Origin of the sequence: Capnocytophaga granulosa ATCC 51502, from assembly GCF_000411115.1 — a bacterium.
GTDB classification, from domain to species: Bacteria; Bacteroidota; Bacteroidia; order Flavobacteriales; family Flavobacteriaceae; genus Capnocytophaga; species Capnocytophaga granulosa.
Window position 1 is genome coordinate 128599 of record NZ_KE150242.1, and the last position, 13165, is coordinate 141763.

Consider the following 13165-nt stretch of genomic DNA (forward strand, 5'->3'; position numbering starts at 1 on the left):
AATCCCTGATGGTGCAACTCCAGGCGAACATACCATCCGATACAAAGTATGTGAGAAAGGTACCAATCGTTGTCAGGAAGGTACTGTGAAAGTAGTAGTAGCTCAAGAGAATATCGTGGCCAATGCAGATAACTACGAGCAACAATGGTCTGCTACAGAAACGGTAGTTAAGGATGCAAGAAATAGGGAGGTAAATGTATTGACCAATGACCAATTGGCTTCTAATAGATCGCTCAGCACAATTCTTGTAGATATTGAGCAAGTAGAGGCTTCTTCCGATAAGGTAAGTATAGATACCGCTACAGGTAAAGTGAAGATAGCAGCTGGTGCTCCAGCGGGTACTTATACGTTGAAATATACTATTAAGCCTAAAGGTCAAACTACACCTGTAAGTGCTCCTGCTATAGTAACAGTAGTGGTGAAGAACAAGGTAGAAGTTACCGATGATGAGATATCTGGTACACCTTCAGATAGTGATACACCTAAGGAAATTGGTAATGTGACAGATAATATAGAGATTAACGGTCAAAAACCAAATCCAAGTGATGTTGCTATAGAAGTGATAGATCCAGCACATCCTGTAAAATCAGGTGCTTCTGTACCAACGATAGATACCACTACAGGTAAGATAACTGTAGGTAAGGACGTACCACCAGGGGACTACACTATCAAGGTAAGAGTATGTGACAAGGCTACCCCTGCCACATGTGTAGAGGAGGATTACAAGATCAGGGTAAGGCCTAATCAAGACCTTGAAGCTGTAAATGATAAGTTCAAGATAGGTACCACAGGCGGAACTACGCCAAGTGTATTAGAAAATGATAAGTGGAAAGGGGAAGCAGGAAAACTTAATACTGGCGGAAGCGATGATGATGAACTAAAAGTAGAGATAAGTGATACTTCAGGAAAGAACCAACCGGCCCCAACATATATACACAAGGGAACTGACGGACGTTTTACGATAGAACCAGGACTTGCAGCAGGAAAGTATACCTACTATTATACTATTAAGAGTATAAAAACAGGAATGACTTCTGATGCCAAAGTAGTATTCATTGTTTCTCCTAATGTAGCAGCTGAAGATACATTCACTGTAGACAAACCTAATGATGGTGCTCAGGATAATACCTCTGATGAAAGTGTTTTGGATAACGATACACTCAATGGTCAGAAAGCCAAACCTGAAGATGTCAATATCACTCTAATAAGTGTCTCTGATTCAGCAGATGGTAAGATAGAGTTGGATACCACTACAGGTAAGATTAAGGTAAAACCAGGAGCTCCTATAGGCGAACATACTCTCAAGTATAAAGTTTGTCCAAAAGAATCTACTACTGGTTGCCTAGAAGGTGAAGCCAAAGTGAAGGTACAACCTAACTTGACCCTTAAGGAACTTACCTTAGACAAGCCTATCAATAGTGCCGTATCAGAAACCCATACCGATAGTGTATTGAATGGTAGTACGTTAGACGGACAGCCTATCAGCCCATCCGATGTTACTATGGAAATAAAAAGTAGCGGAGGTCTCGATGGAGTAGATATCAATGCTGATGGACAGATCATAATACCTAAGGGTGCTCCTTCTGGAACTTACACTATAGAGTATAAGGTGAAATCTAATGCTTATGGTGTAGAGAAGATAGGTAGGGTAACAGTAACCATAACCAATGATGCAGACCTTGAGTTCTATAATGCGATCTCAACAGACGAAGGTAGCCAAAACAATGGATTTATAATCAAGAATATTGATCTATATCCTAACAACAATCTCAAGATATTCAACCGCTATGGTGTGTTGGTATATGAGAAAGACGGCTACACCAATACAGATCCATTCAAGGGTATCTCTACTGGACGTGCCACTGTAAACAAAGACGGTAAGCTACCACAAGGAACTTACTATTACGTCTTAGAATACACCGACGGCCAGAACCAAAAACAACAAAAAGCTGGATGGCTCTATATTAAATAATGAGTAACCAGTAACCAATGACAAAATGACCAATGACTAATGCCCATAGGTATTATTGTCATTGGTCATTAGTCATTAGTCATTAATCATTAACAATTAACCATTAATCATTAATAATCATGTCCCAATTTTACAACCAAATTGCGGAAAAGTATGATTTTATCTTTCCGCTATCCCCAGCACATAAGACTTTCTTTGCCAGCGAACTCCATGGCAAAACGATCCTTGATGTAGGTGCCGCCACAGGCAACCTTACCGCTTATCTTAGCTCACAAGGCTATGAGGTTACCGCCATAGACCTCAGTGAACGATTGATTGCCAAAGCGGCCGAAAAAGGCGTTACTGTACAGCAACTCAATATGCTTGCTATTGATGAGCTTCCTATGTTTGACAACATTGTTTGTATAGGTAATACACTCCCACACCTCGATAGTAAGACTTCCGTACAGCTTTTTTTACAAAAAGCCTATGGACAACTCACCCAAGGGGGCAAACTGGTCCTACAATTGGTCAATTTTCAAAAATATTTTGCCCAACAACAAGGAGATTATCTCGGTAACCTACCACTGATAGAAAACGATAAGGTGAAGTTTGAGCGCTATTACTATCTCAATGAGGAAGGAAAAATCCGTTTCAAGACCATTTTGGACGATACTATTAAGAATGAAGAGCTGTTGCAACCTATTTTCGCCGACCAGCTTACCCAGTGGCTTACTCAAATAGGGTTTCAAGCCATTAATCTATATGGTAATTTCAAAAAAGACCCTTTTGACAAAGAAAAATCCATGGCACTGATAGTAACGGCCGTGAAATAAGTTTTATTTTTTTACTTTTCCCTACTCATACTATCTCAAAGGTAGTATCAGTAGGGATTTTTCTCTATTTACTTTTCACAATTCACTCAAAAAAAATCCGTATATTTGCACTTTAAAACAATACCTTATGGCACGATTAGGAATGCTTTACGCCATCACTGATGAAGCGTTAGCCCAATTAGAAGCACAGGATATAGACCAGATGTACGACTATATGCTTGAAGAAATAGAAGAAGAACTGTTTGATACTCCCGAAGCCTTTGAACTAGACAAAGCGTGGGAAGGAATCCATTATTGTCTTTGTGAGGGAGATTGGTATAAAGAAGAGGGAATAGCCCCCGACGTTATTTTTGGAGGAGAACTCCTTTTAGATGAAGATGATAATGTGATTTTCTTGAAAACTCCTGAAAAAATCAAAGAAATAGTCAACTATATTCAAGAAAATCCTATTGAAGAGACCCTCAAAAATAATTTTGATAAAATCCCTGAAGAAGAATATACGCTTCCCAAAGATGAGGACAATCTCAACTATTTGTTAGGCTGGAGCGAAGGTCTTTTAGAGTTCTATAAAAATGCTTTAGAAAAGCAGCTCAATGTTATCTTTACTGTAGACCTCTAATAAAAGTCATTAAAATATTATTTTATGGAAACAATAACTTTTCAAACAAATGTAAAAGCAATAGATTTTCCTATTATAGAGGAAATATTAAAAAGGTTTAAAGCCACGGACATCAGAATCATCAAAGAGAAAAAAGATGATACAGAAATGACAGAGGAAGAGTTCCTTGCAAAAATAGACCGCTCTATGAAAAGTAAAAGAACGAAAGTTACTGTTGAAGAACTTAGAGCTAAATATTTGAAATAATGGAAGAATTAGAAACGTATTCTTTGGAAGAGACAGAGGTTTTTTCCGAAGATATGGCAAAGCATATAAGTTCAGGACAGAAGAAAATTGTCGAGAGAATACTTAACCTTATTGAAGAAATAAAGCAACATCCAACAACAGGAACAGGCAAGGTAGAGCGTCTCAAGGGCAAGGGAGAACGCCTTGTATATTCTCGGCGCATCAATGACAAGCATAGGCTTGTTTATGAAATCTTTGAAGAAGAAAAGTTAGTAGTCTTAGCGGCTGCTTATGGTCATTACAAAGACAAATAGCAATTAAACATTAATCATTAAACATTAATCATTAACAATGTTATCAGTATCCAATTTATCCGTACAATTCGGCAAGCGCGTCCTCTTCGATGAGGTCAATGTAACCTTTACACAAGGCAACTGCTACGGCATCATCGGTGCCAATGGAGCAGGCAAATCTACTTTTTTGAAAATCCTTTCAGGCAAGCAAGAACCTACTTCTGGGCGAGTGATCCTCGAACCTGGCAAGCGTATGTCGGTACTCGAACAAGACCACTATGCCTATGACGACTATACGGTACTTGACACCGTGATTATGGGCAACAAAGTCCTCTCCAAAATCAAAAAAGAGATGGACGACCTCTATGCCGACTATTCCGATGAACATGCCGAACGCATTGGTGAGCTACAAATGCAGTTTGATGAGATGAACGGATGGAATGCTGAGAGCGATGCGGCCGCCCTGCTCTCCAACTTGGGTATCTCCGAGGATATGCACTATACCCTCATGTCCGAAATGGATGGCAAGCTCAAAGTACGTGTACTTCTCGCACAAGCCCTCTTCGGCAATCCCGATGTACTGATCATGGACGAGCCTACCAACGATCTAGACTTCGAGACCATCGGCTGGTTGGAGAACTTTTTGGCAAACTATGAAAATACAGTGATTGTCGTTTCCCACGACCGCCACTTCCTTGATGCTGTTTGTACCCATATTTCCGATATTGACTTTGGGAAAATCAATCATTATTCGGGTAACTATACTTTCTGGTACGAAAGTAGTCAGTTGGCAGCCCGTCAGCGTGCCCAGCAGAACAAAAAAGCAGAAGAGAAAGCCAAAGAATTGCAGGAGTTTATCGCGCGTTTCAGTGCCAATGTGGCCAAATCAAAACAGGCAACCTCTCGTAAGAAGATGTTGGAGAAACTCAATATCGAGGAAATCAAACCATCCTCTCGTCGTTACCCTGCGATCATCTTTGACCGCGACCGCGAGGCGGGTGACCAAATCCTACACGTGGAAAACCTTGCCGCTTCTGTGGACGGACAGGTATTGTTTAAGAATGTGGACATCAACCTTGCCAAAGACGACAAAGTAGCCGTGATTTCTAAGGATTCACGTGCTACCACTGCCTTTTATGAGATACTAAACAACAACCTCAAGCCTGATGCGGGTACCTTTGCCTGGGGTATCACTACCTCACAGTCTTACCTGCCCGTGGATAACTCCGATTTCTTTACCCAAGACCTTTCTCTAGTGGATTGGTTGCGCCAATGGGCAAAAACAGAAGAAGAACGCGAGGAAGTATACGTACGCGGCTTCTTGGGCAAGATGCTCTTCAGTGGTGAGGAAGCCCTCAAAAACTGTAAAGTGCTCTCAGGAGGCGAGAAAGTGCGCTGTATGCTCAGCCGTATGATGATGTTGCGCGCCAATGTGCTCATGCTCAACGAACCTACCAACCATTTGGATTTGGAGAGCATCACCGCCTTCAACAACTCGCTAAAGAACTTCAAAGGTACCGTGCTTTTCACCACTCACGACCACGAATTCTCACAAACCGTCGCCAACCGTATCATCGAGCTTACCCCCAGTGGCATCATAGACCGCTATATGACCTTTGATGAGTATATGGACGATAAGAATATTCAGGAACTCCGCGAAAAGATGTACCGAGGATAGTGACTAGTGACAAGTGACTAATAGCACTTTGGCAAAGTTCGTTGTATAAAAAAGATTAGATGAGCTTTGCCAGAGTTTTTTAAGGGGAAATAGAAAATTATTGTGATTTTTCAATGTGTAATATCAATTAAAATTCGTTATCAATAAAATAAAGTTGTATGTTTAATTTTAATATTAGCCAAATAGCAAATTCTTTTAGTATTTTTTCATTCAATTATTCAGCTAAAAAGGAAATAATATCTCCAGAAATAGAACTAACTCAAAAAAATGATGAAAAAGAAATTATGCCTATAAAAAAAAGAGAATATAAAAATATTCTAGAAATTTCAAAAATAAAACTTATTGAAAATTACAATGAAGATATATACATTTATTTCTTTATTCAAAAAGAGTCATCTAATCATAGTTTTTGGAATTTAATTTTACCATTAGTTAAAGGTTTAAATACAAATAGATTACTTCAATATAGATTAGGTAATTTCTGTCTACAAGGGGGAGGTGGATTACTTGCTACAAAAAATATTTTTTATTCAGCTAATAAATTAAGGGAAAAAGGATATAAAGTTTATTCAAATGCAAAGGTAATAGATAACAATTTACTTGATGATTTCTTATATTTAGATACTGAATTAACATTAAATAGTTTAGATGAAAAATCTGAATTACTATATCATTATTGTAAAACAGATCCTTTTGAAGGGATTTTTAATCAGTATAAAAACCTTGTAAAGGATAATTCTTTTGATGATATGATTTGTAATTTTTAGAAAATTAAATTTTGGAATGATTTTTGAAAATATTAGAATCCCTCTTGTAACTAACAAAAAATCATATATATAAAATTATGATTACAAATAAATTTCACCTTATAAAAGCTAGAAAACATAAGAGAAAAAGTATTAAAAGAAAAAGATATAGAAAGAAAAAGCAAAAAGAAAAGGAGTTAAGAATTGAATATGTAAGATTAAATAGAGTTATTAAGGAGTCTATTCTTATAAGAGTTCCTGAAAATTTTTCTATAAAAGATAATACTACTAAAACAATCAAATTTATAAATGATTTAAAATCTTTGCATAAAAATAGAAGAAAGATTTATTTTAGTATGAGTAAAGTTACTAATATAGATGAGGGTACTATTGCTTTATTTGTTTCTATAATAAAAGAACTGAGTATAAGGAAATATAAAATATGTGGCAATAAACCAAAAGATAAAAATGCTAAAAGAATATTAGAAAGATCAGGATTCTTTGAACATTTAAATGGTGAGATTGATATAGAAAATAAACATTCTCCTAATACTATTTTGACAGAAGGTCAATCAAAAACAAATCAAGAAGTTACTGCTAGAATAATTAGAAACTCTATTAAATTTTTAACAGGAAAAGAAAATAATAATCAGAGATTACAAAGATTATTTATTGAACTGATGGCTAATGCCATTAACCACGGTTTTAAAGATAGCGAAAAAGCAAGATGGTTTTTATCTTCTAGCCAAGAAATAAGTAATTCTGAAAAGATTTGTAGATTTGCTTTTATTGATAATGGACAAGGAATTATAGATACTTTGAAGTTGAAAAGTCTATTTCAAGAATTTTTAAAGAATATAAAGTCATTTTTTAATAAAGACAATCAATTACTGATATCAGCTTTTAAAGGAGAAATAGGTTCAAGAACCAAATTAGATTATAGAGGAAAAGGTTTGCCTACAATATATAAGACAATGGAAGAAAAAATAATTTCAAATCTTTTTGTTTTAACTAATAATGTAATTTTGGACTTTAAAGATAATAAATTCTATGATATAAGTATTAATCATAGTGGTACATTTTACTATTTTGAGTTATCAAATGACAATTTAAATTAAAAAAAATGAATAAAAGAATAAAAATAAGTGAAGATTTTTCTAAAATACCTGGAGCAAGGTATCGAAAAGATGGTGAATACTCAGGACAAGAGTTCTATGAAGATATATTAGAGCCAAAATATAAATCTCTCAATCAAGAAAAAGGAGAAAAACTAGAGATTGATTTAGACGGAACAGAGGGGTATGCAACTTCTTTTCTTGACGAGGCTTTTGGTGGACTAGCTAGAAAACATGGTAAAGAAAAGGTTATTAAATCTCTTGTCTTTATTTCTCATGAAGAACCTTATTTAATTGATGAAATAAAAAGTTATATGAATGAATAGGAATATTAATATTTTATGGCTTGTTGTGATAATACCTATATCTATTTTTATAGGTTATATTACTAATTCTTACTATTTCTTTGATATAAGTAAAGAAATTAATCTTATTGAACTAGCTAATCTATTAGTAAGTATTTTTATTGTTTTTTATTTTTCGTATCATTTGCAGAAACAAATGGAAAAAGATAAAATAGAGAAAGATTTTATTATAAATAAAATGCTTCCTCTTCTTAAAGAATGTGAATTTCTAAAAAACTCCATAGAAAATAACAATTTAAATAGGACAAAAATAAATAATAGTCTTAAAGAAATATCTAATACAATATATTATAGTGTAAAATTTTCTAATATCTGTGGAAAAAAATTAAGAGAAGAAGAACTTCGAAAGTCACAAATTGAGATTAAAAAAAGTATAACGGGAGGTCAGTTAAAAAATAATAAATATGTTCTTCAAGACAACTCAGCAATAAATAAATTACAGAATTTTGAGGAAAAAATAATATCCGAAATTGTTCGGGTTAATAAAATATAGTCTTACTTCCAAATATTAGGTTCAGGCAATACAAAATAAAGTGTAGGCAGTACAATATCAAGCTCAGGCAATGCAAAATAATGCATTGACAGTATAAAATTAGGTAATGACACATCAAAATGATAAAAAAAGTAAAGTTATGAACAGATTTCACATCTCATTCGAAAAATTCAAGAAGGAGTCCTTGTTTTTGGGAAATTAGTATTTATTAAACTATGGAAAAGACAAAAGTATCTCTAACAAGCTTCAAAGAATTTTCGCCTGATGAAACTCCTAGTTGGGTAATAAATGTTATTATAAGCGATACAGATAAAAAGTATAGCAAATTTCGCGAACCTATCTTTGAAATTCTTCAACCTTTAGCTGAAAAAATAATATTTGAATTGAAAAATCCTGTACATGTCAGGGATGTAAGCTTTATAGAAGAAGATGACGATACAATATCTTACCATTTATGGGATAAAATAAACGAATTAGCAGGGCTAAGAGGTAAAGGGGCTACTTTAAGGGCTGTGGTTAAGGACTTATATGGCAATGAGTACACCTCTAATGAAATAAATATTGATGATTTTTTTATTTAACTGAACAATCAAAAAAAATAGACTATGCAACGAATTGTATTCTTATTTTTGTTAATTTCTCAGTGTACTTTTGGACAATTCTTTGTGGTAAAGGACAAAGATGGCTATGTAAATATCCGTGAAAAGGAAAGCGTCAAAAGTAAAATACTGGGGACACTCCCTAATAATAAGCTTGTTTATATATTTCATGCTGATGAAGATATAAGTAAGTGGCATTACATAGATAAAGGGTATATTCATAACAGCAGACTGAAACCTACTTATGCATTTCTTTCCATTAAGAAAGAAAAAGAAAGCGATAATGCCATTACTTTTTCAGGTATGGGAATTCATGTAGAGCTGACTGCTCAAAAATACGATAAGAAAAAACATGTCTTTACCAAAGAGAACAAGGGCGATCATTACGAATACAAAATAGACGGGAAACCTTTTGAAGGAACTGATGGCTCTGAGCCAGAGACGGAATATAAGAATTTTGTGGTGAGCATTAAGGGCAAACAAGTGACTATTCCTAAAAGTGCTTATAGTGATATGTATGTACCTGCCTTTAGTGAAACATCCGTTTATTATGACAAAGAAGACGATATTATCTATATAGAGGCTCAAAATGGTACAGGAGCAGGGGGCTATGATGTTTGTTGGCAGATCGTAAAGGGTGTTTATAAAACAAGAGAAGTAGGGTATTTTAATTAAAAGGAAGACAAACCCCAACTTTTAGAGCGTATCAGCAAGTTTGTAAGAAGTTAAAGAGAATTTATTAAAAACTATTTAAATAAAAAGAAAATGACAAAGAATATTACTATTTGGATCTTTAGCGTATTGTTTTTACTGATTACTTGCGTAGGTATCAATGATTTTTGTCATACAATGACCTACAATGAAGCGTATATCGGCAGCCATTTTGGAGCAGGAGGACTGATTTATTTTAAAAATTATCCTTTGGCATTAGCTATTTTATTCGGTATTACCGTATTCTTGCCTCCTATAAGTGTTATTACGGTGTTGTTGTTTCGCAAAAAGGTCGCCACTTCTATAATGATGTGCGCACTTGTAGCAATGTTGCTTTTAGACGTTTATACCTTTTGCTTTCGTCAGCGTTGGCAATTATTAGGGGAGCAAACCTCTATATATGATGTAGTCATATTAGGGATTTTTCTTTTATACTACCTATATCTTTTGTTGTTAAAGAGAAAACACATCATTAAGTAACACAAATTTGCTCTTCGGATTGCATTTCGTAGGTAAAAAAACTAACTTTTAGAGAATATCGGCAAGTTAGTAAGAAGCTAAAAGAGAATTTGTTAAAAATTATTCAAATACAAAGTAAATGAAAATCATAGGAATTAGTGTACGCACTACCAATCAGAACGGACAGGCGATGCAAGACATCGGGAACCTTTGGCAACGCTTTTTTAGTGAGCAACTTTTGGCAAAAATTCCCAATAAGGTAAGCGATGCCATTTACAGCATCTACACCGATTACCAGAAGGACTATACCGAGCCTTACACTTGTATGATAGGAGTGGAAGTTACCACGCTCAGTACGATTCCCGACGGCTTAGAGGGCAGGGAATTCCCTCAGCAAACCTTTCAAAAGTTTGTAGCCAAGGGTGCCATGCCTCAGGCAGTAGGGGCGATGTGGCAATATATTTGGGATCATGACGCCACACTCAATCGCACTTATATATATGACTATGAACGCTACACTGAGAAGTCTCAGCAAGGCGATACCCCTGAAGTAGATATTTTTATAGGTGTAAAAGAGAACAAGTAACCCCAATTCCTATGACGAAGTCTATATAGGTAGCCATTTTGGGGCAGGAGGTCTGATTTATTTCAAAGATTATCCTTTATTATTAGCTGTTCTATTTGGTATTACGGTATTCTTGCCGCCTATAAGTGTTGTTATGGTACTATTCTCTCGCAAGAGGATAGCCGTTTCTATGATGGGGTGCGCACTTATAGCCATGGTATTTCTAGAGGTCTATACCTTTTGCTTTCGCAATCGCTGGCAATTATTAGGCGAACAAACCTCTATATTTGATATAATAATCTTAGGAATCTATCTTTTATACTACTTATACCTTTTGTGGCTAAAGAGCAAACATATTATTAAATAAAGTTTCGAAAGCTCTATAACTTATTGACTTCCAAAACATCTCCCTACTCCCCCCTCAAGGCGGGAGTTAGTAAGTAGTAGAGATTCAATAAGTTATAGAAGAAAAATCTTTCCAATATGACAAACAAATTAGGCTATTTCAACGCCCTTAAAGCTCCCCCTTTGGAGGGGGGGGGGGAGGTTTTTACAAATAATTGATTATTAGTTATTTATAATTACAATAATAACCTAAAATTGACTTGCGAAACTTAAGTTATTTACAAAAAACAAATCGCGAGATTTGAGTCAGCAAATTAACAAATGAATAAATTGTCTTATGAAAATATTTTCTTATAATGTAAATGGGCTTCGTGCCGCCATGACCAAAGGTTTCGTGGAGTGGCTCTCTGCTGCTAGTCCCGATGTGATCTGCCTGCAGGAAATTAAGGCCTTGGAAAGCCAAATAGACTTGGCTCCTTTGGAGGCAGCAGGCTACACCTATCATTATTTTCACTCGGCTGAGAAGAAAGGATACAGCGGGGTAGCGATTCTCTCCAAGATCCAGCCTACTCATGTGGAAATAGGCTCAGGAATAGACTATATGGACAAGGAAGGGCGTATCCTCCGTGCTGATTATGGCGATCTTTCGGTTATGAGCCTATACTTGCCGTCAGGAACAAATATTGACCGATTGGATCATAAACTACAGTTTATGGCTGATTTTCAGCAGTATATCAATACACTCAAGCAGACACGCCCCAACCTTGTTATCTGTGGGGATTACAATATCTGTCATGAGGCGATTGATATTCATGACCCTGTCCGCAATGCCAATGTGTCTGGCTTCTTGCCAGTGGAGCGCAAGTGGCTGGACGACTTTCTCAAGAGTGGGTTTGTGGATAGCTTTCGCTTTTTTAACAAAGAACCGCATAACTACTCTTGGTGGAGCTACCGTGCCAATGCCCGCAACAATAACAAGGGTTGGCGTATAGACTACTGCTTGGTAGCCAAGCCCTTGGCCTCTCGTATGGTAAGAGCCGCTATATTGCCAGAGGCTAAGCACAGTGACCATTGTCCTATCTTAGTTGAAATCCGCTCAGCCGATGAAAAATAACGCCTCTGATCACCTGCTGGTCATTCGTCTCTCTGCCATGGGCGATGTGGCAATCTCTTTGCCTGTGCTCAATGCGCTTACTGCACAGTACCCACAGCTTACACTTACCATCCTTACCCGCCCGCTCTTTGCACCCCTCTTTGCCCACCTGCCCCGCACCACGGTTTTTCCTATAGATACCAAGGGTGCTCACAAGGGCATCCGAGGCCTCTATCGGTTATTTAGGGCATTGAGAGGGCAGGGGATTACCCAAGTGGCCGACTTGCACAATGTACTCAGGACAAATATCTTAAAGTTTTTTTTCTCCTTTACTGCTATTCCTTTTGTGCAAATAGACAAGGGCAGACGAGAAAAGAAAGCACTCACCCGTAGTAAAAATAAGATTTTTACACCTCTATTACCTTCTTATAAGCGGTATGCAGCGGTATTCGAGCGCTTAGGCTACCCCATTGTATGGGATAAGGACTATTTCTCCCCCAAGCCAGCCCTTACAGAGCCGATTAAGGCGCTACTAAGTGCTGATACCAATATAGGTATTGCTCCTTTTGCCTCTCACAAGGGCAAGGAATACCCTTTTGAACAAATGAAAGAGGTTATAGCAGCACTCTCCGAGTGCTATCCCAAGAGCAAACTGTTTATTTTCGGTGGGGGAGCAAGAGAAAAAGCATTGGTGGATACCTTGCCCACTTATCCCAATGTAGAACCCATGGTAGGCAGGCTTACCTTTGCGGAGGAGTTGGCCTTGATCGCCCACTTAGACCTTATGCTGGCTATGGACAGTGGCAATGCCCACTTGGCGGCCAACTATGGGGTGCCCACCCTCACCCTATGGGGGGTTACACACCCTTATGCTGGTTTTGCCCCCTACGGACAGCCTCAGGAGTATTGCCTTGTGGCCGACCGCCGTCAGTACCCCTTGGTGCCTACTTCAGTTTTTGGAAACAAATATCCCGAAGGTTATGAAAAATCCATAAAAACCATTTCTTTACAAGATATTTTACGTAATATTGCCGCTATTTTAGAAAAATAAATTAGTCTCTTTTCAGACTTT

17 protein-coding genes are annotated in these 13165 nt (G+C 36.8%); 16 read left to right on the forward strand and 1 reads right to left on the reverse strand.

The features are described from left to right. The 14 genes from HMPREF9331_RS00570 to HMPREF9331_RS00635 form a co-directional block, all read left to right on the forward strand. The coding region (locus HMPREF9331_RS00570; RefSeq protein ID WP_169450063.1) for a T9SS type B sorting domain-containing protein at positions 1 to 1972 on the forward strand (1972 nt) is incomplete at its 5' end. 119 nt (positions 1973 to 2091) lie between these two features. Beyond that, positions 2092 to 2787 (forward strand): class I SAM-dependent methyltransferase, encoded by a 696-nt coding sequence (locus tag HMPREF9331_RS00575; RefSeq protein ID WP_016419256.1) that lies wholly within the window; start codon positions 2092 to 2094, stop codon positions 2785 to 2787. Positions 2788 to 2914: 127 nt separating this feature from the next. Further along, positions 2915 to 3406, forward strand: coding sequence for a YfbM family protein (locus HMPREF9331_RS00580; protein WP_016419257.1), 492 nt, complete (start codon positions 2915 to 2917; stop codon positions 3404 to 3406). A 24-nt stretch (positions 3407 to 3430) separates the two neighbouring features. Next, a complete protein-coding gene (locus HMPREF9331_RS00585; protein ID WP_016419258.1) occupies positions 3431 to 3652 on the forward strand; it encodes a hypothetical protein in 222 nt (73 codons plus the stop codon). Then, positions 3652 to 3945, forward strand: coding sequence for a Txe/YoeB family addiction module toxin (locus HMPREF9331_RS00590; RefSeq protein ID WP_016419259.1), 294 nt, complete (start codon positions 3652 to 3654; stop codon positions 3943 to 3945). Before HMPREF9331_RS00585 ends, HMPREF9331_RS00590 begins: the two co-directional genes overlap by 1 nt. A gap of 37 nt (positions 3946 to 3982) precedes the next feature. Continuing rightward, positions 3983 to 5602 carry an ABC-F family ATP-binding cassette domain-containing protein gene (locus tag HMPREF9331_RS00595; RefSeq protein WP_016419260.1) on the forward strand — a complete coding sequence of 540 codons (1620 nt, stop codon included), beginning with the start codon at positions 3983 to 3985 and terminating at the stop codon, positions 5600 to 5602. A 158-nt stretch (positions 5603 to 5760) separates the two neighbouring features. Then, complete coding sequence (locus HMPREF9331_RS00600; protein ID WP_016419261.1) at positions 5761 to 6369, forward strand: hypothetical protein; 609 nt, start codon at positions 5761 to 5763, stop codon at positions 6367 to 6369. A gap of 77 nt (positions 6370 to 6446) precedes the next feature. Next, the gene (locus tag HMPREF9331_RS00605) at positions 6447 to 7466 is read left to right on the forward strand and encodes a hypothetical protein (protein ID WP_016419262.1); all 1020 of its coding nucleotides are present in this window, start codon (positions 6447 to 6449) and stop codon (positions 7464 to 7466) included. 5 nt (positions 7467 to 7471) lie between these two features. Further along, positions 7472 to 7789, forward strand: coding sequence for an STAS-like domain-containing protein (locus tag HMPREF9331_RS00610; RefSeq protein ID WP_016419263.1), 318 nt, complete (start codon positions 7472 to 7474; stop codon positions 7787 to 7789). Further along, on the forward strand, positions 7782 to 8321 hold the full coding sequence (locus HMPREF9331_RS00615; RefSeq protein ID WP_016419264.1) for a hypothetical protein: 540 nt from the start codon (positions 7782 to 7784) through the stop codon (positions 8319 to 8321). The genes HMPREF9331_RS00610 and HMPREF9331_RS00615 overlap by 8 nt, the downstream gene beginning before the upstream one ends. Positions 8322 to 8536: 215 nt before the next feature. Continuing rightward, complete coding sequence (locus HMPREF9331_RS00620) at positions 8537 to 8902, forward strand: hypothetical protein (protein WP_016419265.1); 366 nt, start codon at positions 8537 to 8539, stop codon at positions 8900 to 8902. A 24-nt stretch (positions 8903 to 8926) separates the two neighbouring features. Next, entirely contained in the window at positions 8927 to 9595 is a 669-nt protein-coding gene (locus HMPREF9331_RS00625; RefSeq protein WP_016419266.1) for an SH3 domain-containing protein, read from the forward strand. A 90-nt stretch (positions 9596 to 9685) separates the two neighbouring features. Beyond that, positions 9686 to 10111, forward strand: coding sequence for a hypothetical protein (locus tag HMPREF9331_RS00630; RefSeq protein ID WP_009642582.1), 426 nt, complete (start codon positions 9686 to 9688; stop codon positions 10109 to 10111). Positions 10112 to 10229: 118 nt separating this feature from the next. Then, positions 10230 to 10676: a GyrI-like domain-containing protein gene (locus HMPREF9331_RS00635; protein WP_016419267.1), complete on the forward strand. Its 447-nt coding sequence runs from the start codon at positions 10230 to 10232 to the stop codon at positions 10674 to 10676. Between the two features lie 69 nt (positions 10677 to 10745). Here HMPREF9331_RS00635 and HMPREF9331_RS13415 read toward each other — a convergent pair whose 3' ends face one another. Then, complete coding sequence (locus HMPREF9331_RS13415) at positions 10746 to 10871, reverse strand: hypothetical protein (protein ID WP_262482236.1); 126 nt, start codon at positions 10869 to 10871, stop codon at positions 10746 to 10748. 466 nt (positions 10872 to 11337) lie between these two features. Between HMPREF9331_RS13415 and HMPREF9331_RS00645 the strand changes: the two genes are divergently transcribed. Both HMPREF9331_RS00645 and HMPREF9331_RS00650 read left to right on the forward strand, forming a co-directional pair. Continuing rightward, positions 11338 to 12114, forward strand: a complete 777-nt coding sequence (locus HMPREF9331_RS00645) for an exodeoxyribonuclease III (protein ID WP_016419268.1) — start codon at positions 11338 to 11340, stop codon at positions 12112 to 12114. Further along, positions 12104 to 13144, forward strand: a complete 1041-nt coding sequence (locus HMPREF9331_RS00650) for a glycosyltransferase family 9 protein (RefSeq protein ID WP_016419269.1) — start codon at positions 12104 to 12106, stop codon at positions 13142 to 13144. The genes HMPREF9331_RS00645 and HMPREF9331_RS00650 overlap by 11 nt, the downstream gene beginning before the upstream one ends. Positions 13145 to 13165: the final 21 nt, after the last annotated feature.

Bases quoted from the DNA above. Each gene is read 5' to 3' on its own strand.
- HMPREF9331_RS00575 (WP_016419256.1), top strand. From the start codon at position 2,092: ATGTCCCAATTTTACAACCAAATTGCGGAAAAGTATGATTTTATCTTT.
- HMPREF9331_RS00580 (WP_016419257.1), top strand. From the start codon at position 2,915: ATGGCACGATTAGGAATGCTTTACGCCATCACTGATGAAGCGTTAGCC.
- HMPREF9331_RS00585 (WP_016419258.1), top strand. From the start codon at position 3,431: ATGGAAACAATAACTTTTCAAACAAATGTAAAAGCAATAGATTTTCCT.
- HMPREF9331_RS00590 (WP_016419259.1), top strand. From the start codon at position 3,652: ATGGAAGAATTAGAAACGTATTCTTTGGAAGAGACAGAGGTTTTTTCC.
- HMPREF9331_RS00595 (WP_016419260.1), top strand. From the start codon at position 3,983: ATGTTATCAGTATCCAATTTATCCGTACAATTCGGCAAGCGCGTCCTC.
- HMPREF9331_RS00600 (WP_016419261.1), top strand. From the start codon at position 5,761: ATGTTTAATTTTAATATTAGCCAAATAGCAAATTCTTTTAGTATTTTT.
- HMPREF9331_RS00605 (WP_016419262.1), top strand. From the start codon at position 6,447: ATGATTACAAATAAATTTCACCTTATAAAAGCTAGAAAACATAAGAGA.
- HMPREF9331_RS00610 (WP_016419263.1), top strand. From the start codon at position 7,472: ATGAATAAAAGAATAAAAATAAGTGAAGATTTTTCTAAAATACCTGGA.
- HMPREF9331_RS00615 (WP_016419264.1), top strand. From the start codon at position 7,782: ATGAATAGGAATATTAATATTTTATGGCTTGTTGTGATAATACCTATA.
- HMPREF9331_RS00620 (WP_016419265.1), top strand. From the start codon at position 8,537: ATGGAAAAGACAAAAGTATCTCTAACAAGCTTCAAAGAATTTTCGCCT.
- HMPREF9331_RS00625 (WP_016419266.1), top strand. From the start codon at position 8,927: ATGCAACGAATTGTATTCTTATTTTTGTTAATTTCTCAGTGTACTTTT.
- HMPREF9331_RS00630 (WP_009642582.1), top strand. From the start codon at position 9,686: ATGACAAAGAATATTACTATTTGGATCTTTAGCGTATTGTTTTTACTG.
- HMPREF9331_RS00635 (WP_016419267.1), top strand. From the start codon at position 10,230: ATGAAAATCATAGGAATTAGTGTACGCACTACCAATCAGAACGGACAG.
- HMPREF9331_RS13415 (WP_262482236.1), bottom strand. From the start codon at position 10,871: ATGGCTATAAGTGCGCACCCCATCATAGAAACGGCTATCCTCTTGCGA.
- HMPREF9331_RS00645 (WP_016419268.1), top strand. From the start codon at position 11,338: ATGAAAATATTTTCTTATAATGTAAATGGGCTTCGTGCCGCCATGACC.
- HMPREF9331_RS00650 (WP_016419269.1), top strand. From the start codon at position 12,104: ATGAAAAATAACGCCTCTGATCACCTGCTGGTCATTCGTCTCTCTGCC.